Below are 23,882 nucleotides of genomic sequence, written 5' to 3'. Positions count from 1 at the left end.
GGTAGGTATAGATTGAAGCTCTTTGTCAGGTGCTTCGTATCTTCGATAGTTGCTGGGGATTTCCCTTCTTTAGTGGATTATATTACACGCCAGAATTTATATGTTGGGGGTGAGCGAAGCTTACCCCTTATTTAACACGCCGGATTGTGCTATACAGCTAAAGTGGGGATACCCTTTCTAAGTGATAAGGAAGTATAAGTTTGAACCGGAGCTTGCCGACGAGCCCTGGAGGATTTTGTACGGAACTAAGAGTTCCGTTATTCCATCAGTCAAATCTAATCTAAGGAGATAGCGGAAGTGGGAATTCCGTTAAGTTGGCCGAATTGAGCATTTATGCATAAAAACAGAGTGATAACGGAACTGGCGGTTCCGTTATCACTCTGTTTTTTGGGCGTTCCAGCTGATAAAGGAACTATTACTTCCGCATTGACCTTCGCTTTCGTGGATTCAGTACTGGCGGGTTGTTTAGGGTAAGTGCAGATGTCTCTTCTCTAAATGGAGATGGGGCTAGATGTACATGTACATTCATGGCTATGAGAAGCGGCTCGAAAACCGGGTTAGGGAAGTGAGGAAGCAGCGCAAAGCGGGGAGTAGAACAGAAGAGGGCATGGGTGTGGGATTGAGGAGTGTGAGCGTCCGCCCTGGTCTCCGGTGAATGCTCGGGTACGCAACTTACCTTCGAAGCTCGTGTTCTTCCCACCGTAAGCATTTCATTCAAGGAACACGACTTCAACAGCGACTGTAATCCCACACCATCTCTCCAAAGTGGACAAACGAAAATTGTCCACCGAGGACGCCACAAGGCGCTTTTCTTATACTGCACGGTTACGGAGGCCTTAAAATAAAGCAGAACGAGGTGTGCTGATCGGTAAAGTCGGGGGCTGACAGTATGCGTTTATATCCAGCGGAACGTCATTCCGTTATTTGTGACATGCCCCTGGGAAATATTACTTACAAAAATAATGCTTTAAAGGCTTGATAACCAAAGTAAAATCCAAAGCCGATCAGCGATATCCCGGCTAATGCTGAGATAAGCTTTATGATTTGGCTGCTTCCATATTTATACAGTGTGCTTGCGATAGCTGCCATGATAATATCCCACAGGAAAATCCCCATAAATATACCTAAGCTATAGATGAATACATAACGCATGCCGTAAGACTCGACGGTTTGTGCCAGGATAGATCCGTAAATACCGAACCAAAATAAAATGTTAAGCGGATTGGACAGTGCCAGCAGAAAACCGGAGATAAAGGATTTACCGGTAGATTCTTCTTTAGTGGTTCGGGTGGCGTGTCCTTTGTTGATTTGCAGCAAGCTTTCGATTCCTGTATGTACAAGAACAAAGAAACCAAAGGCCCAAAGGAGTGTTTTCATGAAAGGTGTATGGAGAAAATGAGCGAGACCCAAATAAATGAACAGCATGTAGATAACATCTGCTGCCATAGCGCCTAACCCTACGAGCCATGCGTGAAGAAAGCCGTGTTTAATCCCTTTGTCCAGCTGTGCTGCGTTAACCGGCCCGATTGGAGCAGACAGCGATAAGCCTAAAATGATATAGGATATAAAAGTATTCATTATCTTCGCCCTCCGGTGAGTACTTGTACAAGGTATTGTATTCGGATGGAATGATGATTAGAATGATTGGCCGCCGCGATAAGGATTGTTTCGATTCAGGATCAAATGGCTAAGTATTAGCGTAAGACAATCCCGAGAGGAGGGTTTTATTCATGCCTTGGAAAAAGAACGATTACCCTGTTTCCATGAAAAACCTGGAGTCACGCGTGAGAAGCAAAGCGATCGAAATTGCTAATGCTCTGTTGGACGAGGGCTATGAGGAAGGAAGTGCTATTGCGATTGCAACGGCTAAAGCGAAGGAATGGAATGACGACCATCCGCTGCATAGCCATAGTGGACACGATAACTCCGGCTCTATGCGGTATAAGGGGAGTCCCTTCAATTACCATGTCGTCCCTCATGGGGATGGATGGGCCGTGAAGGAGGAGGGCTCTGATTACGCGCGGTTAAGTACAGATACGAAGGCGGAAGCCGTAGACAAAGCCCGGGAATGGGCATCTGACGCTAACAAAAGTGCAATTATTCACCGTAAAGACGGTACGGTAGAGACCTCTCATAATTATTCATAGTTGCAGTGGTCGATTATAACCATGGGTAAATAGATAAAGGCTGGACTCCATATGGAATCCGGCTTTTATTTATTTATTTATTTATTTATTTATTTATTTACCCGGTACCAAATCGAAAAGTAGGCTGTTTTTGACCGCTGAAGGGATTTACTTGGAGAGCTGTCGATTTATACAAGTACAAGAGAAACACTTGTTTTACGAACACACATTCGTTATATTTAGATTGGTAAATTAATGTACTTATACTACTAAAAGTAAAGGGTGTATTAAACCATGCGGCTTGCTGTAATCTCAGATACACATGGCAATGCAATAGCTTTCGAAGCAGTAGTTAGTGATTTACGTCAACAAAGCCCGGATGCGGTAGTGTTTTTGGGAGACCTGGTCATGCGCGGTCCTCAACCTGTGGAATGTTTGGATTTATTGCATTCACTGGATCCGCTTGTTTCCGTTAGAGGAAACCATGATAATTATTTTTCCCGGTACCGTGACGGTTCTGATTGGCTGCCCAAGAATGATAAAGATGCCATGAACCTGAGACAATTTATGTATAATAAAAAGCTTCTTTCAGCTGACGAACAACATTGGATAGGCCACTTACCGACAGAGTATGTTTTTAATATCGAGGATTTTCAAGCTGAATTGTACCATGCTTCGCCTCATTCACTCGGAACTATTATTTGGCCATGGGCGACTGAAGATGAGCTCGACTCCTTACACAAAGAGGATTCGACCCAGATGGTGCTATTTGGTCATATCCATCATGCTTTTACTCGAAATGCAAAGGGCAGGTTAATTGTAAATTGTGGCAGTATTGGTCTTCCCTTCGATGGAGATAACCGTGCAAGCTATTCTATTATTGACATTCACGGGAGGAACATATCGACGCAGATTCGTAGAGTTAGTTATGATATTGAGAAAGTAATTCGAATAGCCAAAGACCGGTCTATGCCGGATACAGAGCTTTTTGAACAGGCGGTTAGAAAGGCCGTATTTACTTATTCCTTCAACAAATCGGCCGTATAGCCAAATTTACTTGGAACAGGAGAACTAATGGTGCGCTTGGAAAGCCAATTGAACGATTCTTTTAATGAGCTTAATCAATATGTTTTAGGGACAAAGAACCTGATCTCAGCTTCCGCTGCCTCGGCCTTCGTTATTCAGAATGATTGTATCGTTAACGAGTGGTATACTGGCCATCATGATAATACGGGAATCGGTCGACGGGTAGACGCGGAATCCCAGTTCAATATCGGATCGATCCGTAAAACTTACTTGGGTCTTGCTGTTAGTCTTGCCCTCCACGAAGGTAAAATAAGAGGTCTCGATGATTATGTTACGGACTACTTGGATGAGCTGGATGAAAATATATTGGGTTCAACGACTATAAGACATTTGCTGACCCACACGCATGGTCTGCTGGGCCCGAATAAAAGAATTTTTCCGCCGGGAACGGATTGGAAATATAATAATGCAGGGGTAAATTTGCTTATTCGAATTATTCAAGTCGTATTTGATCAACCGCTTGCTGATGTAATGGAGGAAAGATTTTTCGTACCTTATGGATTTACAGAAACAGGCTGGAGAAAAGAGAACAATGAGAAGCTGGTGTGGCTTAACGATGTCTATATAGGAGATCAAGGCGATGAAGCCAATCTATTTGTAAGCACACGTGAATTAGCTTATTGGGGATATTTGCATTTAACGAGTGGCCAGTCTACGGGGGAATCAATTATTCCTGGCTCCATATGGGAGCAATCGGTTTCAATCCTTACTCCCCCAAGCCTTGACGAGAGTTTACCCCGGAATGGATTCTTCTGGTGGGTACAGGATCAACCACGACCTGCTTCGGAGTTAGGAAGCCAGCTGCCCAAGGGCTCTTATCAATCGCTTGGTTTATATGGCAATACAGTGCTGGTCATACCTGAGTATAATGCTGTGGCGGTAAGAATGTTAAATCAAACTGAGCCTAATCCTTTGGAGTTTGATTATATCAAAGACATCCAAAGTTTTGGAGATATAGTCTGCAAATGCATCTCGTCTCTTAAATAGGAGGATTTAAATTGAGAGCAGAAATAAGGCGCGATTTGCCAGAAAACCATGGGCTTTCATCCAATCATTTATTGCGTTTTTTTACTCGGGTTGAAGAATTGAATCTGCAGCTGAATAGCTTTATATTGTTGCAGGATGGACAGGCTACGGCGCAGTTTTGGCGCAAGCCTTATCGCAAGGATGCCCAGCAATTATTGTTTTCACTTAGCAAAAGCTTTACCTCGATAGCTGCAGGTATTGCCTGTGACCTTGGATATTTGGACCTGCAGGATAAAGTGATCTCTTTTTTTCCGGACAAGCTACCGGCTCAACTATCCGTAAATTTAACGCAAATGACCGTCCACCATCTATTATCCATGAATACCGGCCATCACGATAATATATATAGTTATGTGACAAATGAGAAAGACTGGGTAAAAGCATTCTTATCGTTGGAAGTGCAGCACGAGCCTGGCAGTTACTACCGTTACAGTACTCCTGCTACTTATATGTTATCCGCCATTATTGAAAAGGTAACGGGTGAAAGCCTGGTTGATTTTTTGATGCCCCGGTTGTTTGAGCCCTTGCGGATACCAAGGCCCTCGTGGGAAACCTGTCCAATGGGCATTACTGCAGGGGGGATGGGATTAAGCCTAACTACCGAAAGCATAGCCAAATTTGGTCAAATGCTTTTGGATAAAGGCGTGTACGAGGGTCAGAGAATTGTTTCGGAATCGTATATAGATTTAGCTACCCGGGAGCAAAGTGACAATCGTAGAGGTGAAACCAGGATGGATACCTCTCAAGGCTATGGATATCAATTTATTCTATGTCGTCGAGGCTGCTTCAGGGGCGATGGTGCTTTTGGACAATTATGTTTTGTTGCACCGAATGAGCGTATAGTTATTGCCGCCACATCAAGCTTTGCAAGCATGAAGCAGCTCCAAACGCTTTTAGATTTAATATTTGAACATATTATGGACCCGTTAGATCCGGATAGTCATCCATCACTTGATGATAACGATGAGTTGCAGCAGCATCTTGCTAATATGTCCTACCCTGTTCCGCTGCCTAAGCCAATTTCAGACGTTGTACCGAACAGGAGTCATCAATGCTACATCATGAACGAAAATTCCCGCCATCTCCAGGAGCTGAACCTGTTCAAGACGGAAGAGAAATTAGAGGTTCAGCTTATTTATGAAGATAGGGATAAGAAAATGTTATTGTTTGATTTTACAAAGCCCGTAACTATCGAAGATATGTTTACTAAAGACTTGTCTCTTCACCAGCAAGAGGCTGTTGCTTACGCTGAATGGCCGGATAACAATACGCTAAAGCTTACTTTATTCTATATTGAGACTCCATACGTGGTTACCTATACAATTAAATTCAATAACCCCAATATAGAGCTTCAATTTCGTATAAATGTGTCTCATAACATAGAAGATTACACAATCAATGGCAAGTTGAAGAGCTATCACTGACTCTTTGAAGCCTTAATCTTATACAAATCCTCCGTTAACTTTAATAGTTTGACCTGTAATCCAGCGGGCTTCATCACTTGCCAAGAAGAGGACGGTACCCGAGATATCATCTATTTCACCCAAGCGGCCGAATGAATTCATTCGGATAATGCCTTCAATCTGCGCTTCGGTCTTGCCGTTTGTGAATAATTCCGTATGGATGGGTCCAGGAGCAATCGCATTGATTGTGATTCCCTTAGGTCCGAACTCTTTGGCAAGCTGCCGGGTAAATTGTTCAACAGCGCCTTTAGTACCAGCGTATACACTGTAAGCAGGAAACATGGCCCCGGTGACGGAGGTAGAGAAGTTAATGATTCTTCCGTTTTCACGCATATGTTTGGCTGCTTGCTGGCAAGCAAAATAGGTGCCTTTCACATTTGTAGCAAATAATCGATCATAATCTTCTTCTGTTACATCCTGGATTGGTTTAGTCACCATCAACCCTGCATTGTTTACGAGAATATCGACTTGTCCGAAGGCTTCGATAGTTTTTTGAAATAGCAGTGCCACTTCTGCAACACGGCTAATATCGGCTTGAATGGCTAAGGCTTCTCCACCATTTTTTTGGATGCCCTCGACGACTGAATTGGCTTTATCTGCACGATTGGCATAATTCACTACAACTTTTGCTCCGTTTATGGCGAATTGCTCAGCAATTTCCTGCCCAATCCCTCTGGAAGCCCCAGTAACTATAACTACTTTTCCATCCCATTTATTTGACATTGTTACACACGCTCCTTTGCTTATAATGTAAAGCTTCAACTTGCAGCACGCAAGAAGGCACTTTATTATCTGATAGTTACTCTTAAGTTAGAAATGGATAAGATGCGGCTTTCGATCTTTCCAAGTGCTTCGTGAATTTCATTGATTTACACGCTTTGGAATATTTCTTACAATTGTAATATGTTGTTGTAGAAGGGGGAAATGACATGGACCGATGGCCTGCGGAGTTTATTCGATTTATGGAGCGTCCTGTTCCTATTTTTATCCATGTTGCCGCGGCGAGACGTGGAGTGGCACCCTTCAGCTGCCGCGGGTATGCAGCCAGAGCAGATTTGGAGAAGGATCAGGTTTGGATTTGTATATTACAAAGTCAATGGCTGCGTCTAAACGAATACATTCAAGAGCTGAGTTGGCTGGCCGTACTTTTGACAGCGGGACCGGATAATGAATCCTATCAGATAAAAGGAACCTTCGACCGGGTTCAACCCGTTTTGAAGGAAGATTGTGAATTAATGGAAAGACAGCGGAAATGGACGTCTGAATATTTTCCACATCTCCTCCCTCTGGTGGCAGTAGCCAATTCCAATTGTCTTGCTATAAGTCTGCGTGTGCGGAGCATTTACCTGCAAACCCCTGGTCCCCATGCAGGAGCTCTATTAACAGAAAGGAGTCATTAACGTGCTGCCATCCCAAATGAAGCCCGCTTTTGATGGTACCTTTCCATGCACCCTTGTTACTAGTACCCAAGATGAAGTCCCTAACATTACTAATCTATCCAGGGTATGGTATATCGATGAAGATCATGTTGCCATAGCGAATCAGTTCTTAAATAAGGCCGAAAGCAACCTTAAACAAAATCCGCTGGCCAGTATTAAGATTGCCAATCCTAACGATCTCTACCATTGGGAGCTTACTGTAAAATATATCCATTCGGAGATGGAAGGTCCTCTCTTTGAAGCGATGCGTCATGATCTTCATACCGTTTCCTGGATGGCCGGATTCTCCAACTCTGTAAACCTACGAGCTGCTATGATATTCCAAGTGACTTCCATTAGGAAATGTTTGGAGGAAATTTTACACCTCGCTCCCGCACCTGAATTGTTCGCAGATTTGCTGCAAGCACTGGGGACGGAATTCGAATGGAACCGATTATCCTATTGGGTTACAAGAGAAGACAGCGCTTCTCTGCAGCTAAGTGCTTCAAGAGGGGTGCCAGGAGCCGGTACTAATACATCGGCGCTTGAACCGATGAAACGTTTGGCTGGATTAGTAGCGGCGGAGCGCCGTATTATCCGATTGATAAACATTCGTTCACAGATAAGATATTTACATCATATAAATTCCGAGGAGGAGAATCGGTTTCAAGATGGAGGCTCTGCCTATCCAGGAACTATGCTGCCCACCAGCTTCTTCGCTTTTCCTATAATGGCTTTCGACTCCGTAATCGGCATCGTCTGTTACGAAGAAACGGAGGCGAATAAGGATTCCATTACTCGTATAGATAATGATTATATTACGCTGCTCTCCCGTAAAATCGGAGAGACGCTTTCGACGATGACTTACGTAGTTGAAAAGGATCGCGAGCCGTTTTTCAAACAAGTTATCGAGCGTACGCGATTGGAATGGACCAAAGCTAAAGACCCGTTTCATACAGTACTTAGTGCCAGAGAGCGCCAGGTGTCCATATATGTTGCCAAAGGTCATACAAATGCCGAAATTGCCCAAGCGCTCTTTGTGAGCATTCGTACGGTTACGACTCATTTGGAGCGGGTTTTTCTAAAATTGCAAGTGACTTCGCGTACGGCATTAACCCGATACATCATCGAAAAGGGCTTATTAACGGATCAGACTGAAGGGTGAAAAAACTTACTTAGAACGATAAATACGTAATCTCACCGATACAAGTACAGATCCAAACCCTCTATCATGGAAATTGCATAAAGACAATATTCATGAAAGTGGTGTTGAAAATGGAATGGCTTGTTGTGCTTCATGTATTGGCGGCTGTTATCGGTTTAGGGCCAGCGTATGCGTTTCCCTTTTTGCTTAAGTCTACATCTTCTACCCAAGAAATGGAGAGAGCTCTCCACTATGTCTCCAGACTGGAAATGTTTCCTAAGATGTTTGGCACCATAGCGGTGGTTTCGGGACTGCTTTTGTTGTGGCTAGGCTCCTATGGTTCTATTCTGCAAATCTGGATTATGGGGACATTAATTTTGTACGTCATTATTGAGGTTCTGATTGTCGGTTTACTTAACCCTACAGTAAAGAAGCTTCAAACTTCACTCACCGCCTCGGAAGTGTCGACGGATGACCAGTTTCCCTCACTTGTTTCGACGATGTTTTCACGTGTGAGGAATATCCACCTTTGGGTATCAATACTAAGTGTTTTCATCTTTATTCTGATGATTCTCAAACCCCGCTGAGAGGAGCCATAAACCATGGATGATTTGTTGTTCCAAAGTCGATATTTGAACCTTCTTCAAACGGAATCGACGACTCCTGACTTGGATTGTTTGCGGGGTTTGGTGAAGCTCCACCTGCACAGGATCCCTTTTGAAAACATAAGCAAATTCCATTATTACTTGCACCAGGGGCAAACAGGAGAACAATGGCTGCCAACCATGGATACTTATTTAACTAACATCACGAATAAAGGATTGGGCGGCAATTGCTACATTTTAAATGCACATTTTGGACGGCTGCTTCAATCCCTTGGTTTTAAGGTCGATATCATTCGTGCAACGGGTGGAAACACTCACTTGGCTCTTAAGGTAACGGTAAATAATAAAGCTTACTATGTCGATGTCGGATATGGGGCTCCATTATTTGAGCCTCTTTCTCTGGAAGAGCTGCCATGTTTCTCTCGGTGTGGGGAAGAGGTGGAGATTACCAAGCTGGGGAATTATCAGTATAGGATCGATCGGCGGACGAACGGGCAAAGTTTCGTGACCAAGTGCATTGAATGGAATCCTGTAAGTCTTGAGAGCTTTGATGAGGTTATTACGCATTCCTTGAGAGACGAGGAAGATAATCCTTTTATGCGAAGAATTGTAGCCACAGTGTTTAAACAAAATATCGGCTACTCCGTAATTAACCACAAGCTGTTCATCAAAACCGATCAATCGACGGTAGTTCACGACTATACTAGAAAGCCAGATTGGATGGAAATTATGCGTATGACATTTGGCTTTGAGGCTGATGTGCTGGAAGAAGCGCTTGAATTTCTGAAGGTCCGGGGAGTTCATTTATTCGCTAATACGTAAGGGTAAGGGTGAGAGAAAGGGAAGAGTAAGAGTAGGAGTAATGGGCCACGAAAATAGGGTATGAGGCGAGGATTTTGGAAAAGGTTGTCACAAAAGTAGCTTTAGCTACAAGGGACAGCCGTTCCTTGTCATTTTATGACTTCTGGGTACTCCTTGTGGATGTTACTTAAGTTATGGCGCGAAACAGATGTTCAAAGGCTGCTTTCATTCTAGAGGAGACTCGGATTTTCGGGCGGCTGCCGAAAGAAATGAAATATATAGATGGAAATCCTCCCGTTAATTCAGCCTGGATATCGATTGGAAGCAATCTAACTGGAAAAACTCCTGCTAATAGAGGTGATATGGTTGAGATTAGCCAAAATCCTTAAAATTAGCGTGAGAAATTCCAGTTATAGGGCTTAGAACGCTATTTTCGGGGTAATTAACAGGACATTTTCCTGATATTTGCGTGAGGTTCGTTTGGGCTGGGGCAGTGAAATACTGTAACCGACTTCCGGCACTCGCCCTCCGCGCCCCGGAATCCGACCTCCGGAATCCATCCCCGACCCACGCCACTCGATTACCGATCCCCAGTATTCGATCCCCCGTCCCCCGAGTTGTGGCATGATTTGGAAAGGGATCCCTTAATTGTAATTTTATGGTAATATCCAAGAGGTGCTCTCTCAATTAACAAGGCCTGACGGCCACCACTACGAATGAAAACGTACTTGGCCTGTGAATCTGCTTATTCCATAAGTGGGATTGCGGCTCACTGGGCGATTGGGAGGAATTTCTGCTTAAGCAATACAGCTCGTGGCTGGTGGAGCCGGGAATATTGATTCCGATTCTAGAGGAGAAAAAGCGGAAGCATGAGCAGCGCATGGAGCAATATAAGGGCAAATTTGCTTCAATTCGTAAGGAGAATGAACGATTAACCGGCGATCATCCGTTGTTTTCGTCTGTGGCCGTTATTGAGATGGGAATTAGATTCGAGAGCTGCAGTATAGAATGGTGCGACTCAATGATCGGTTGGCTTAATAAAAATGAGATATAAAAGATTTTTTTTAATCGGGTAAATAGGATAGGATGCAAATTAGCCAGTATACCAATTTTTTAAAATAGGGGAGGGAAATCAATGGATTTAGATTTTTTGAGGTCTCAGTCAGGGTACAACGAAGAGGATATCGACTGCTATATTCATGTTTGGACAACGATTCAAGCGATAGGCGGCAAATGGAAAATGCTTATACTTTGGCATGTTAACGAAGGCGGAAGGCGATATAATGAGCTCCGTCGCTTAATTCCCGGCATTTCGCAGAAGGTACTCACTCAGCATCTTAAGGAGCTGGAACAGGATGGATTAATTAGCCGCAAAGTATTTCCGGAAATGCCACCGCGGGTTGAATACGAAATGAGTGAATACGGAAAGACTCTGGAGCCTATTTTTGAAATTATGTACGATTGGGGAGTTAACCATAGATCCCGGAAAGCGGACTGACCCGTTTGGTTGAAAAGTTTTAGCGATAAATGACCTCTAAAATTAACATTTTTTAGGGGTTTTTGAGCTTTGTTGTACCATAATGTGGTATTACTTAGAATATCAGTCTGGGGAGAAAAACCATGAATAGAGGGATAAAATGACAATGAATGATGAGTTTAACCTAAGCTGACTGATTGCCAAATTTATTGAAATTAAAAAAAGAGAGGCAAAGAAAACATGACCATATTTGGTACAATAACCGCCATAGTAGCAGCCATTCTAATCTCGCTTTTCCTTGGCCCGTATGGAATATTGGCGCTTATAGCAGTAATATTTGGATTAGTTTTAAGTACCCATATAAGAAACAAAGAAATTCACTCCGACTTACAGAGGATAAAGGAGAAGCTGGGTATAGAAGATAAAGATGATTTTAACATGAGTAATGATGAGATTGAAAAGGAATTGGAAACCGAGCAATTAAATGAGAAAGATCATGCTGAGTTAATTGAGCAGAATAAACAGATTGAGAAGGAATTAGAAGAATATATGGAGATTGATGACAAGGACAACAAGAGAAAATAAATATAAATCAGCAAGCAGAGTTGATGGAATCATGTTTCAGATGATTATTTAAATACTCACCCCCACCCCTCGCTTCCCCTCCCAACTCCTCTCTTTTTTCCAATTTTGCAATGTCCTAATTTAGTATTATAACCAATTAATCCCTATCCTCCTTGACTTTGAAGCAGATTGCAGGCTTTGCAGCTGGAAAAAGGGGGGGATATGGTAATAGGAATAACCTCCTGGTAACTCCTACTTCTTACACCCCTAACCCCCCGTTTGGGGGATTTATTTTTGTCGAAAATTAGGATACTGTTGCATAAGGCCCAATATCTTGTTGAAATATTGATTATTTATATAGGAATGAAGGTCTAAGTAACTATTAGCATTTGGGGAATATCTTATTTTATAGTCTTAAATACCCAGTTTTTTGTTAAATGAAAGGTACGGGTAAGGAATGGAGGTAGTAAAGCTAATATGATCGGATTATTACGTGATTACTATCGCAAGACCTCTGTGGATCGCAATCTATCCAAGTATAAGCCTCTTATAGCCAGAATAAATCTATTACATAGAGCTTTTGAAAATAATTCGAATGATGAGCTTTTATTGCATACCCAAGTCATGCAGCAAAATATTGCGAACGGTATGTCCCTCTCCGATCAATTGCCTGAGGCTTACGCCCTAGTGAAGGAAGCGTTCTTCCGAGTATTTGGATATAGGATTCATGATGTTCAATTAATGGGAGCGATTGTTCTACACGAAGGAAATATTGCAGAAATGAAAACAGGAGAAGGTAAAACGGCCGTTGCTGTTTTCCCCGCCTATTTAAACGCTTTGTCAGGTGAAGGGGTACATGTGGTTACCGTCAATCCCTATTTGGCCGAACGAGACAGCACGGAGATGGGGAAGGTTTTTCGGTTTCTGGGTCTTACTGTGGGCTGTATCGAAAGCAATATGTCGATTTCCCAAAAGCAAGCTCAATATCAATGTGATGTCACCTACGCAACCCATTATGAGCTCGGTTTTGACTATTTGCGCGATCATATGGTTTATGACAGGGCTAATCGTGTCCAGCGCAAGCTGAACTATGTCATCATCGATGAAGTGGACAGCATTTTGATTGATGAGGCTCGTACACCTTTGTTAATCTCTGACGAGCCTGGAAAAGGTACTGAGTATTTTTATTATATAGATAATATTGTTAAGGACTTGACGAGCGAAGATTATGAGATTTTTGAACAAACCAAACAGATCATGCTCACTGAGAAGGGGGTTGATAGATGCGAAATGGCATTGGGCCTCACCAATATGATGCACATAGACAATGCTGATCTTTACAATAAAATTTTGCAGTCGCTGCGAGCCCATTTTATTTTGAAGAAAGATGTTGACTATGTCCTTGTAAAGAATGAACAGGCGAAGACTGAGGCGGTTATTGTCGATCAAAATACAGGAAGACTGTTGTTTGGACGCCGTTTCGTTGAAGGCCTGCATCAAGCTATCGAAGCCAAGGAACGTATTATAGTGATGGGACAGCCAGCAACATTATCGACTATTACCTTGCAAAACTATTTTCGAATGTATGGCAAGCTTAGCGGTATGACCGGGACTGCGACCGAGGTTAAAGATGAATTCATGAAGACATACGGTACTGATGTTATAGCTATCCCTACGAATAAGCCCATTAATCGTGTTGATCATCCGGATCAGCTATTCGTTACCGAAGAAGAAAAGTTTAATAGAGTCGTACAGGAAATTATCGGTGTAAACGCTAGAGGGCAGCCCGTATTGGTAGGTACCGCTTCGATTGAGAAATCAGAACGGCTGAGCGCTATGCTGCTGGAGCAAAATATACCTCATAAAGTATTGAATGCGAAAAATTATGAGGAAGAAGCGGATGTAATTCGTCTAGCTGGACAGCGTGGGGCTGTGACTATCTCAACAAACATGGCGGGGCGAGGTGTGGATATCCGGCTTGGCGAGGGAGTAGAGGAGCTAGGAGGTCTTATGGTCATAGGGACAATAAGACATGATTCTCTGAGAATCGACAATCAATTGCGTGGCAGAAGCGGCAGGCAAGGCGATTGTGGGAGCTCACGATTTTTTATTTGCTTTGAGGATGATTTGTTAATGAACTATTATCCCGACCATCTGATGGACGAACTTCTCAGCCTCAATACCAGTGATTTTTCACTCATAAACAATCCTCGATATGCTCGCGGTATTCGGGATGCGCAAGCACATGTTGAGGGCGAGATGCAGATGGTTAGGCAGCGTGTAATGGTTTACGACCAGGTTCTCGATTTGCAGCGCAGAATTATTTACTCTATGAGAAACGAGATGCTGGAAGCGGCTGATTTGACTTTCAAGGTTCAGAACATGATCCAGAAAACCATTCAACAAAAGGTTGCTGAGTTCTGTAAGGGGCCGCTCCCTGAAGATTGGGATATGATCGGATTAACGATGAGCTTGGGCACAGTATTCCCATATAAGAGGCCCCTCAGGTTGGAGCGATTGCACGAATTAGAGTTGGATGAACTGAGCGGTATGTTCACAGAACAGCTTATGGAATATTACCAGGATAAAGAAGAAGCATGTGCAGGCGATGGATTGGAACTGAAGCGGCAAGCTTTCATTTATTCTATTGACAGGAATTGGATCCATTATTTGGAGTCTGTTGAGGAAGTCAAGAATGGGATTGAATTAAGGAACTATGCCCAGCTTGATCCGTTTGCTGAGTTTGAGAGAGAGACCTTTCAAATGTTTGACAAGCTTATCCATTCTATTGAGCAAGACGCACTGCGAATCATTTGGAATAGTATGGATTAACCTTTTTTAGCTTATAAATTATTTAATATTTTTTAGGAGGAACTAACTGCTATGTCGGATAAAGATCAATTTGTGAATGATCAAGAAGATATGAATCAATCTCGCTTAAAGGATATTAAACAAAGACGGGAAACGAGCATTGATAAGAAGAAAAAGGCAGCCAGTGTTATAACCAGTTCTGCGGTTTTGTTGGGATCCATTCTGCCAATGATGCAAACTCAGACGGCTTATGCGGCTACGACAGGGACTTTGGCAGTGGACAAGCATTTTGCAGCTGCAGGAGAATCCGTGAAAATTACAGTTACGGATGCCGGAACCTACTTCAATAAGAATGCCGGCAGTATAGAGACAACACAACTGGCGGTAGTTTCCAATGATGACACAGGCAATCCGATTTATGTGACTTTGACTGAAACAACGGCTAATTCAGGAATTTTCGAAACTAGTCTGAAATTAATAGACCCAGCTGCCATTCCAAGTGGGCCTAATGAGATTAAAGTAGCAGTGGGCGGGACAGTTACAGTCCTCGATCCGGGTGTCTTTGGGGCTGATCTGCTGAGTCCAGCGTTACAAATTATCGAGCGACGTGATCATGTAACAGGCGTGTTCCAAACCTTCGATAATTCATCGCAGGCTCCAATCGGTGATGTTGTATATAACAGTCAGGTAGTAAGAGTTGAATTAACGGATGATGACCTAAATACAGATAAAGCATCGAGTCAGACGAAAACAGTTAACTTGACTCTGAACGCAGGCACACCGGGTCAGACGATTACTTTGACTGAAAACGGCTTGAACTCTAACGTGTTCTTAGGCACTTTCAAGGTAGGACAGGATATTAGCCCTGCCAACAACGCACCGATCTATATCGAATATATGGACGATAAGAGAGCGGACAACTCATCAGCCTTGACAACAAAACGATTGGTTCGCAAAGAGTTTTCATCCTCAACACTGACGGTCACTCCGGCAAATGCTGCGTACAATGAAGCTGTTACTGTGACCTTAACGGATAATGATTTGAATCTCGATGCTAATGCTACTGAGATAGCAAAAGTGAAGGTCAGCTCCCCTGATGACGCTGCAGGATTTGATCTGACGCTTACAGAAACAGGAATCAATAGTGGCGTATTCAGCGGTACCTTTACTATGCAAGATGCAACAGATGCAGGACTTTCCAAAATTAAAGTTACGAACGCAAATGCAGCTGTGGTTACTTACAATGATCTTAGAGATGGAACGGGCGCTGTCGCTTTATTGACTCAGTCGACTACTCGCAAAGATCATGTCAGCGGTACTGTTTCGGTGGATAAGAGCGTGGCTGCTGTTGGAGAAACGATTACAGTTACGGTTGATGATGCTGATTTTAAGGACAACCTCGCTTTAGGGGAAACGATCACGGTCCTAGTTACATCGCCTGCCAATCCGACAGGAGTCAATTTGAATCTGACCGAAGCGGCTGATACGGGTGTGTTCACGGGCACATTCAGCATAGGTACAAGCTCCGGAGGTCTTATAGATGCTGTTAATGGAGCTACGGTTACGGTTACCTATACGGACGCAATCACTGCGAATAATTCAATTAACCAACCTGTGACAGCTTCCTTGCAGCGTAAGGATACGATGACGGGAGTTGTGACGATTGATCGCACTAATACAGGTGGTCAAGAGATCATCGAAGTAACCTTGAATGATACGGATTTGAATACAGATGCAATGGCGAAGGAGACGGCGGAGCTTCATGTTTACTCCGCTAGCGATCCAATAGGCTTTAATTTGACTGTAACTGAAACAGATGTAAATACGGGTGTATTTAAAGGGAAATTCAAGCCAGTTCGAACGGCAACAAATGGGGCTGCAGCACTGCCTGAATTGTATGTTTCTGCCTATAACGTCAACATGACTGTGGATTATGAGGATGCTAAGAACGTAGGTGGTAACCCCCAAACGGTAACAAATTCGTATGCAAATTTACGCATTCCGGCAATTTCAAGTATAACGGCTGCAGAAGCTGGGGCAGTTGAGAATGGAGCTGGGGCAGGGGACACCCTTACGATTGTGTTTGATACTGCAACGAATGAGTCAATCACTGGCAGCAATATTTCGACGGCCTTGCAGCTGCCAACTGGTAGAACATTTGGAACCACCCCGACTGTTTCATGGAGTGACAGCAGCACATTAGTCGTAACATTGGATGCTGATGCTCTGTTGTTTAAGGGTGATTCGATAACTATTCCAGCGAGCGCGGGTCTCAAAGACGCTGCGGGTGCAAGTGCTATTAGTTCGACTTCTCATCTGATAGACAGCGGTTCATTTGGAACCACAATTTTGGCGATGACTTCGGCTGTGCCAGCCTATAATAATACAACATACCGTCACGATGGACAGTACTTTGATGTAGTCTTCAATGCTCCAACAAATAAAAAAAATGGAGACTTGGCTGCGTTCAGCAAATTATCAGTGAATGCCGCTACTCTGGGAACTGGCGGAAGCGCAGTTTGGCAGAATTCATCAACACTTCGTGTAACACTAGGTACAAATGCGACGGTTGTTGTGGGTAAGGTGATTACCTATGATACAACAGGTGAAAACTTAACGGATTATTCCGGGGAAACAGCTGCCCCTGCATCGATTCAGCAAACCATAACAGGCAGCTTTGGCTCGCAAGTTCCAATTGTGTCCAGCATAACTGCAGATAATACAGCGAGCGATGTGGGACCTCATGAGAATGATACTGTACGAATTGTCTTTGATATCCCAACCGATAAAGCAACTCCGCCATTAAGTGCATTTGGATTAAGCCAAGGAACCTGGGGGAACTCCACGGTGAGTTGGACGGACGACAAAACCTTGGAAATTAAATTGGGAACAACGGCCGATGTGTATGCAACGTCGGATTATCAAGTGACGATTGACTACTCGCAATTGACGTTGAAGAACATTGGTGGAGAAGGCGCAGCAACCGGATTTAGCACTGCGATGGCAATCGCACCATCCTTCGGTCAAGGGACACTGCCAACGGCTATTGCAGCTGTGACTACTGCAGCGTACGATAATACAACATACCGACAAGGCGGCCAAAGCTTTGACATTACTTTTAACCAGCCGATTAACAAAAAGAGCGGCACTGCCACACTTGCCAAAATTACGTTGAATAATGGACATACAATTGGCACGGCTGCGGCAGGAGCGAGCGCGGTATGGCAAGCGAATGGGAAATTGCGTGTAACATTAGGCACTGATGCAACCATTGTCCAAAACGATACCATTACTTACGACACAACGGGTGAAGGCATACAGGACCCATCGTTAGAGAGTGCGGCGTTAAGCGGGCAGTTAAATGCAGTAATTGCTAGCAGCTTTGGTAGCAAAGTTCCAGCTATTAATGCAGGGGGAGGCCTTGCAGCAACAGGCGTTGATGCAGCTAATGTCGCAGGCGGTATAGCAGCAGAGGCAACAGATACGATTACGGTTTATTTCGACACGCCGACGAACCAAGCCATTGGGACAGCTAATTTGGGATCGGCGGTAAGTTTGAGCAAAGCTGCGGGAGGAACTGGAAGCTTTGGTTCAACGGCAACCGTAAGCTGGGATAATACCGGAAAAGAAATGACGATTCATCTGGCTGGAACAGGCATTGATGTAAAAAAAGGCGATAGCGTGGTTATCGCAGCCAATGCATTAAAGAATGTGGGAAGCGAAGGAGGCATCCCGCAGATTACCGCAGTAATTGGCGGTACATTCGGATTTGGAGTTCTCCCTGCTATTGATAGTATCGTTGCAACCAATGATACAGGTAACGGCGGAGCTAATCAGGGGGATAAGGTTACCGTTTACTTTACGGCTGTAACGGACAAGCCTTCGACAACAAGCATTCTGAGTAATATCAGTTTAAGCGCAGGGCACACGTTCGGAACAGGTGCAACCGCTGCGTGGAGCTTAGACGGGCAGTCCTTGATCATTACACTAGGAACTGGAGCAACCATTGTTGTTGGAGATACAATAACGATTGGAGCTGGCGCAGCAATTAAGGATGTCAGCGGTGAGCTTGCAAGCATGAGCGGTTTTAGCACCATTACAGGAACATTTGGGCAAATCGTTCAGCCTCAATTAAGTAATGTGTTTGCTACGAATGGCGATGGAACTGCAAATATAGCTGCTGGCGATACGCTTGAATTTGTATTTAATGTGCCGGTTGACCATTCAACGTTTGATCCTACGAAAATTTTGATAACAGATAGTACGGGAGCTATAACACGTACGAATCCTTTTGGAGCTTCACCGACTTTTCATTGGTTAGACCCAATTAATGGATTTGATACTCGTTTGCAAATTGTGTTTGGCAATAACCCAACTATTCAAATGACGGATAAAGTAAACATAGCTGCATCCAATAAAATTTTTGATGTAACAGGGACGATCGAAATTTCACCTGTCTCCAATCAGGCAATCGGCATCAGCTTTGGCGTAGCGGTGGCACCAAATGTAACAAACGTGTACGCAACGAATGGTGATGGCAAACCGACGGTAGGAGCTGGAGATCAGTTGGTAGTTGTATTCGATACACCGACCAATGGGGGAACGACTGATTTAACGAAGTTCGTCATCGACAATAGTCATACGTTGGGTACTTTACCAACTTCAAGCTGGAGTACGGATAAGCTTCGCCTGACAATTACGTTGGGAGCCGGAGCTACCATCACAACCGCGGATAAACTGACAATTGGTAGCGAGAGCGGAATTCTCGATGCAACGAATCAAGCGGCGCTGCCTGGAACAGCGGCATTGAGCATCGGCGGCAGCTTTGGCGTAGCGGTGGCACCGATAGTGACGAATATTACAGCAACGAACGGTGATGGTCTGCCGACGGTAGGAGCGGGTGACAAATTAGTTCTGACATTGGATTCTCCATCGAATGGAGCTTCTGTTAATTTGTCTGCATTGAGCTTTACTGGCGGCCATACGTTAGGAACTGGGGCAACTTCAGCCTGGAGCCTTGATAACTTGCGCTTGACCATTATGCTCGGTACTGGAACAAATATCGCGACGACGGATACGGTGACTATTGCGGCAGGAAGCGGCATTAAAGATGAAGCAACAGGCACGAAAGAGTTGGTTGCACAGAACAGTATTATCGGAGGCAGCTTCGGTACAGCGGTCGCACCGGCGATCACGGCGATCAATGCGATCAATGGAGACGGAAAACCGACTGTAGGAGCAGGGGATCAACTGCAGATCATCTTTGATACGCCGACGAATGGCGGGAATATCGATTGGTCCAAAATCATCGTAGGCAACTCTAATAATTTTGGTTTAACTCCAACGCATTCATGGAGTGCTAATAATACTCATTTGACCATAGTATTAGGCAACAATCCTACCATAACAACGAATGATTCGATTAGTGTGCTGGCATCAAGCCTGATCAAGGATGCAACGAATCAGGTTGAGTTGGTTGCGCGCAATAATATTGCCATCACTGGAAGCTTTGGTGTAGCTGTTGCGCCAATAATCACGAACATTACGGCATTGAATGGAGATGGCAAGCCGACGGTTGGCCCTGGCGATCAATTAGTTCTTACACTGGATTCACCATCGAATGGGGCAGCGGTAGACTTGACCAAGCTAAGCTTTACTGGTGGTCATACGTTGGGTACTAGCGGTGTGACTCAAAGCTGGAGCAGCGATAAACTGCGCTTGACCATTACGCTCGGTACAGGAACAAATATCGTGACGACGGATAAAGTAATTATTGCAGCAGGCAGTGGTATTGTAGACGGGGCATCAGGCACAAAGGAAGTAGCTGCAATAAGCGGAATTAGCATCTTAGGAAGCTTCGGTGTTGCAGTAGCCCCGAATGTAACAAGTGTGTACGCAGCAAATGGTGATGGCAACCCTACAATAGGAGCTGGAGACCAGCTGGTGGTTGTATTCGATACACCGACCAACGGGGGAGCGGCAGATTTGACGAAGTTCGTGCTAGACAATAGTCATACGTTGGGTACTTCATCAACATCAAGCTGGAGCACAGACAAGTATCGTCTGACTATTACCTTGGGTGCTGATGCGGTCGTTACAACTACGGATAAACTGACAATTGGAAGCGGAAGTGGCATCTTCGATGCAACGAACCAAGTGGCAATGTCTGGAACACCGGCACTGACCATTGGAGGCAGCTTCGGCGTAGCGGTTGCGCCGATAGTGACGAAGATTACGGCGTTGAACGGTGATGGTCTGCCAACGGTAGGAGCTGGAGATAAATTAGTTCTTACTTTGGATTCACCGTCTAATGGAGCAGTCGTAGACTTGACCAAGCTGAGCTTTACCGGCGGTCATACGTTGGGTACGAGCGGGGTATTACAAAGCTGGAGCCTTGATAACCTGCGCTTGACGATTACACTCGGTACTGGAGCAAATATCGCGTCGACAGATACTGTAACTATTGCAGCAGGAAGCGGCATTAAGGATAAAGAGACAAGCACGAAAGAGTTGGTTGCGCAGACTAGCCTAATCGGAGGCAGCTTCGGTACAGCGGTAGCACCGGTGATAACGGCGATCAATGCGATTAATGGAGACGGAAAACCGACTGTAGGAGCAGGGGATCAGCTGCAGATCATTTTTGACACGTCGACGAATGGTGGCAATATTACGGATTGGTCCCAAATAGTCGTAAGCAATTCTCATAGTTTAGGGATGTCCCCAAGCTATGAATGGAGCGCAAACAATACACATCTAACCATCGTATTGGGTAATAATCCGACAATAACTGTTGGTGATAAGATCAGTGTGTTAGCAGCGAGTGGTATCTCAGATGCAACGAACCAAGCTCCATTGGCGGCTCAATCCAACATTTCTATAACCGGCAGCTTTGGTGAAGCGGTAGCTCCGATTATTGCTAACATTACAGCAGTGAATGGAGATGGCAAGCCGACAGTTGGCCCAGGTGATCAGTTAGTCCTGACACTGAACTCGCCATCAACTGGAACAGTAGATTTGACCAAACTAAGCTTTACTGGTGGACATACTTTGGGTACGAGCGGTGTGACCCAAAGCTGGAGCAGCGATAAACTGCGCTTGACCATTACGCTCGGTACAGGAACAAACATCGCGACGACGGACACTGTTACTATTGCAGCAGGTAGTGGCATAGTAGACGCAGCAACAGGCACACTAGGCTTGGCTGCACAGAGCAGCCTAATCGAAGGCAGCTTCGGTACAGCGGTAGCGCCGGTGATTAGGGCGATTAATGCGCTTAATGGAGACGGAAAACCGAATGCAGGAAAAGGGGACGAGCTGCAGATCATCTTTGATACGCCGACGAATGGCGGGAATAATATCGATTTGACGAAAATAGCCGTAAGCAATTCCCATAATTTAGGCACTAATCCAACGTATTCATGGAGTGCTAATAATACTCACTTGACCATCGTATTAGGCGACAATCCTACAATAACCAAGGATGATAAGATCAATATCTTAGCAGCGAGTGGTATCTCAGATGCAACGAACCAAGCTCCTTTGGCACCACAACCCAACATATCCATAACCGGTGATTTCGGGATTGCGGTTGCGCCTAAATTCGTGTCTGCGATAGCTGTAGATCGTAATCATTTGAATACTGTAGCAGGCGATGACATCATAATTACATTCAATTCTCCTACTAATGGAGCGTCACCACCTTCAGGGACAACAAACACGAAAAATTTGATTACTGTTACCGGCAGTACCTATAGCACTATAGGGGATTATGCCACTTTTAAGTGGAGCGAGGATAAACTGGTATTGACGGTTTCCCTGGCAACATATTCGGGTTCGGTAAGCGGAGCTGTTTACGCAAACCTGCAGGTCGGAAACATTCTTAATCTAACTAACCTTGGGATAAAGGATGCAACAGGTACGGTACCTTTGAATCCTGCGAGTATTACACTTGGCGGAAGCTTCATGCCTGCTATCCTTCCGAAATATACGAATGCTATTGCAACAACCAACAATCGTGATTCCAACACATTGGGAACGATCGAATTATTATTTGGTACTGAAATGGATACAACTATCCCGGTAGATGTATCGAAAATTATCGTCTCCAATAACCATACATTCGGTACTGGTGCAAAAGCTGCATGGAGTTCCGGAACTGTGCTCACGATAACCATCAAATCAGACGCAACCGTACAGACCGGAGATACAATAGATCTATCCAAACTTAACTTAATGGACAGCAATAAAATCGCTTATCTAACCGGGACATCCGCTATACAAGCCTTAACAGGTACCTTCGGTGTAGCCCCGACCGTTATCAGCGTGAATGCCTCCAACGATGGAGCTAATCCAGGAGCTGGAGAAGGAGATAAGATCACGATTACGTTTGCTTCGAATACGAACGGGGTAACCGGAGGTATTCTGGATGTTTCGAGTTTGTCCAGCATTTTGGGAGCGAACGCAGTTGGGAAATGGTTAAACCCGAGAACATTGGAAATCACATTAGGGAAACTGGGTCCTAACCCTATATTGAAGGATAATGGCACCATTACATTAGATTCCTTAAACATTACCGATGTAACGATGACGGTCAAAGTAACCGGCACGTACGTAATCGGAGGCTCTTTCGGTCAAGCGAACATTCCAAAGGTGTTTAGCATTTTGGCTTCGAGTGCTGACACAAGTAAAACTACATCAGCAATCAGTAACAATGATATCCTGACCATCACGTTTGATATGCCTACGAACCAAAGCGGAGAGCTGTTGAATGCTGCAGCGGTGAATCAATTCGTCAAATTCGGAACAACGGCAAATCCGAAGGTTTTGGGGGCCGCCTACAATGGCAAATGGAGCGACAATGGCAAAACTCTTACCATCACGGTAACGGATGTCGCAGGCTCAACCATTCAAATAGGGGATAGCATTACCGTGTCCGGCTTGAAAAATGCTTTAGGCACATCTATCGAAAGTATGGACACCTTGGCACTTAGCGGGATTTTTGATGGAAGGCATTTCGCAATAGCTTCCAGCAAAATGAGCAGCGGTGGAACTGGAAACCTTTCTGTAAGTATCACGATACAGCCGGTAAAAGATCACGCAGGGACCGAAGTCATTATATTCGAGCTTTTAAAGGGAACGGGCAATTCACAAGTGCCGGTACAACTGATAGCATCCCAGCAGGACATAGTCGGCAATACAGTGGTTAACCAATCATTCGATAACATTACAGGTTCTCTGACGGATTATACAGTCAAGGCGTATCTCTTCGATAACATTACCGGTACAACCGGCTCACAGCTGCTGAGTCAAATGGTTTCAATGAAGATTGAATAATGGAGTGAGGATGATGGAGGGGATTCTT

At 44.4% G+C, this 23,882-nt stretch carries 16 protein-coding genes; 13 read left to right on the top strand and 3 right to left on the bottom strand.

Annotated features, from left to right (window positions below; translation table 11 throughout):
• Nucleotides 1-951: 951 nt before the first annotated feature.
• Nucleotides 952-1,578 (bottom strand): LysE family transporter, encoded by a 627-nt coding sequence (locus ACFQ0C_RS33180; protein WP_379373357.1) that lies wholly within the window; start codon nt 1,576-1,578, stop codon nt 952-954.
• Between the two features lie 152 nt (nt 1,579-1,730).
• Between ACFQ0C_RS33180 and ACFQ0C_RS33175 the strand changes: the two genes are divergently transcribed.
• From ACFQ0C_RS33175 to ACFQ0C_RS33160, 4 genes are all read left to right on the top strand, one after another.
• Nucleotides 1,731-2,147: a DUF2188 domain-containing protein gene (locus ACFQ0C_RS33175; RefSeq protein ID WP_379373355.1), complete on the top strand. Its 417-nt coding sequence runs from the start codon at nt 1,731-1,733 to the stop codon at nt 2,145-2,147.
• 273 nt (nt 2,148-2,420) lie between these two features.
• Complete coding sequence (locus tag ACFQ0C_RS33170) at nt 2,421-3,173, top strand: metallophosphoesterase family protein (protein WP_379373353.1); 753 nt, start codon at nt 2,421-2,423, stop codon at nt 3,171-3,173.
• 27 nt (nt 3,174-3,200) lie between these two features.
• Nucleotides 3,201-4,199, top strand: coding sequence for a serine hydrolase domain-containing protein (locus ACFQ0C_RS33165; protein WP_379373351.1), 999 nt, complete (start codon nt 3,201-3,203; stop codon nt 4,197-4,199).
• Between the two features lie 11 nt (nt 4,200-4,210).
• Nucleotides 4,211-5,662, top strand: coding sequence for a serine hydrolase domain-containing protein (locus ACFQ0C_RS33160; RefSeq protein ID WP_379373349.1), 1,452 nt, complete (start codon nt 4,211-4,213; stop codon nt 5,660-5,662).
• Between the two features lie 18 nt (nt 5,663-5,680).
• On the opposite strand, the gene ACFQ0C_RS33155 is transcribed toward ACFQ0C_RS33160, so the two are convergent.
• Complete coding sequence (locus tag ACFQ0C_RS33155; protein WP_379373347.1) at nt 5,681-6,424, bottom strand: SDR family oxidoreductase; 744 nt, start codon at nt 6,422-6,424, stop codon at nt 5,681-5,683.
• Nucleotides 6,425-6,630: 206 nt separating this feature from the next.
• Here ACFQ0C_RS33155 and ACFQ0C_RS33150 point away from each other — a divergent pair, with 206 nt between their 5' ends.
• The 4 genes from ACFQ0C_RS33150 (at nt 6,631) to ACFQ0C_RS33135 (ending at nt 9,690) form a co-directional block, all read left to right on the top strand.
• Nucleotides 6,631-7,101, top strand: coding sequence for a hypothetical protein (locus ACFQ0C_RS33150; RefSeq protein ID WP_379373345.1), 471 nt, complete (start codon nt 6,631-6,633; stop codon nt 7,099-7,101).
• Between the two features lies 1 nt (nt 7,102).
• Nucleotides 7,103-8,284 carry a response regulator transcription factor gene (locus tag ACFQ0C_RS33145; RefSeq protein WP_379373343.1) on the top strand — a complete coding sequence of 394 codons (1,182 nt, stop codon included), beginning with the start codon at nt 7,103-7,105 and terminating at the stop codon, nt 8,282-8,284.
• Between the two features lie 110 nt (nt 8,285-8,394).
• The gene (locus tag ACFQ0C_RS33140; RefSeq protein WP_379373341.1) at nt 8,395-8,850 is read left to right on the top strand and encodes a DUF2269 family protein; all 456 of its coding nucleotides are present in this window, start codon (nt 8,395-8,397) and stop codon (nt 8,848-8,850) included.
• Between the two features lie 15 nt (nt 8,851-8,865).
• The gene (locus ACFQ0C_RS33135; RefSeq protein WP_379373339.1) at nt 8,866-9,690 is read left to right on the top strand and encodes an arylamine N-acetyltransferase; all 825 of its coding nucleotides are present in this window, start codon (nt 8,866-8,868) and stop codon (nt 9,688-9,690) included.
• Between the two features lie 398 nt (nt 9,691-10,088).
• Here the strand turns inward: ACFQ0C_RS33135 and ACFQ0C_RS33130 are convergent, their stop codons facing one another.
• Nucleotides 10,089-10,295 carry a hypothetical protein gene (locus ACFQ0C_RS33130; protein WP_379373337.1) on the bottom strand — a complete coding sequence of 69 codons (207 nt, stop codon included), beginning with the start codon at nt 10,293-10,295 and terminating at the stop codon, nt 10,089-10,091.
• A gap of 113 nt (nt 10,296-10,408) precedes the next feature.
• Between ACFQ0C_RS33130 and ACFQ0C_RS33125 the strand changes: the two genes are divergently transcribed.
• The 5 genes from ACFQ0C_RS33125 (at nt 10,409) to ACFQ0C_RS33105 (ending at nt 23,854) form a co-directional block, all read left to right on the top strand.
• Nucleotides 10,409-10,723 carry a virulence activator alpha C-terminal domain-containing protein gene (locus tag ACFQ0C_RS33125; protein ID WP_379373362.1) on the top strand — a complete coding sequence of 105 codons (315 nt, stop codon included), beginning with the start codon at nt 10,409-10,411 and terminating at the stop codon, nt 10,721-10,723.
• A gap of 81 nt (nt 10,724-10,804) precedes the next feature.
• Complete coding sequence (locus tag ACFQ0C_RS33120; protein WP_258217040.1) at nt 10,805-11,167, top strand: winged helix-turn-helix transcriptional regulator; 363 nt, start codon at nt 10,805-10,807, stop codon at nt 11,165-11,167.
• Nucleotides 11,168-11,386: 219 nt separating this feature from the next.
• A complete protein-coding gene (locus ACFQ0C_RS33115; RefSeq protein WP_379373334.1) occupies nt 11,387-11,731 on the top strand; it encodes a hypothetical protein in 345 nt (114 codons plus the stop codon).
• 456 nt (nt 11,732-12,187) lie between these two features.
• Nucleotides 12,188-14,542 (top strand): preprotein translocase subunit SecA, encoded by a 2,355-nt coding sequence (gene secA / locus ACFQ0C_RS33110; protein WP_379373332.1) that lies wholly within the window; start codon nt 12,188-12,190, stop codon nt 14,540-14,542.
• 51 nt (nt 14,543-14,593) lie between these two features.
• Nucleotides 14,594-23,854 carry a beta strand repeat-containing protein gene (locus tag ACFQ0C_RS33105; protein WP_379373330.1) on the top strand — a complete coding sequence of 3,087 codons (9,261 nt, stop codon included), beginning with the start codon at nt 14,594-14,596 and terminating at the stop codon, nt 23,852-23,854.
• The last annotated feature ends 28 nt before the right edge of the window (nt 23,855-23,882 follow it).

It is taken from the genome of Paenibacillus sp. GCM10027630 (assembly GCF_042676305.1).
In the GTDB taxonomy this organism is placed as follows: domain Bacteria; phylum Bacillota; class Bacilli; order Paenibacillales; family NBRC-103111; genus Paenibacillus_S.
The sequence above is the reverse complement of the archived record's forward strand: the minus strand, read 5'-3'. Positions and strand labels throughout refer to the sequence as shown.

Coding starts and splice junctions, on each gene's coding strand:
- ACFQ0C_RS33180 (WP_379373357.1), bottom strand. CDS start 1,578: ATGAATACTTTTATATCCTATATCATTTTAGGCTTATCGCTGTCTGCT.
- ACFQ0C_RS33175 (WP_379373355.1), top strand. CDS start 1,731: ATGCCTTGGAAAAAGAACGATTACCCTGTTTCCATGAAAAACCTGGAG.
- ACFQ0C_RS33170 (WP_379373353.1), top strand. CDS start 2,421: ATGCGGCTTGCTGTAATCTCAGATACACATGGCAATGCAATAGCTTTC.
- ACFQ0C_RS33165 (WP_379373351.1), top strand. CDS start 3,201: ATGGTGCGCTTGGAAAGCCAATTGAACGATTCTTTTAATGAGCTTAAT.
- ACFQ0C_RS33155 (WP_379373347.1), bottom strand. CDS start 6,424: ATGTCAAATAAATGGGATGGAAAAGTAGTTATAGTTACTGGGGCTTCC.
- ACFQ0C_RS33150 (WP_379373345.1), top strand. CDS start 6,631: ATGGACCGATGGCCTGCGGAGTTTATTCGATTTATGGAGCGTCCTGTT.
- ACFQ0C_RS33140 (WP_379373341.1), top strand. CDS start 8,395: ATGGAATGGCTTGTTGTGCTTCATGTATTGGCGGCTGTTATCGGTTTA.
- ACFQ0C_RS33135 (WP_379373339.1), top strand. CDS start 8,866: ATGGATGATTTGTTGTTCCAAAGTCGATATTTGAACCTTCTTCAAACG.
- ACFQ0C_RS33130 (WP_379373337.1), bottom strand. CDS start 10,295: ATGCCACAACTCGGGGGACGGGGGATCGAATACTGGGGATCGGTAATC.
- ACFQ0C_RS33120 (WP_258217040.1), top strand. CDS start 10,805: ATGGATTTAGATTTTTTGAGGTCTCAGTCAGGGTACAACGAAGAGGAT.
- ACFQ0C_RS33115 (WP_379373334.1), top strand. CDS start 11,387: ATGACCATATTTGGTACAATAACCGCCATAGTAGCAGCCATTCTAATC.
- secA (WP_379373332.1), top strand. CDS start 12,188: ATGATCGGATTATTACGTGATTACTATCGCAAGACCTCTGTGGATCGC.
- ACFQ0C_RS33105 (WP_379373330.1), top strand. CDS start 14,594: ATGTCGGATAAAGATCAATTTGTGAATGATCAAGAAGATATGAATCAA.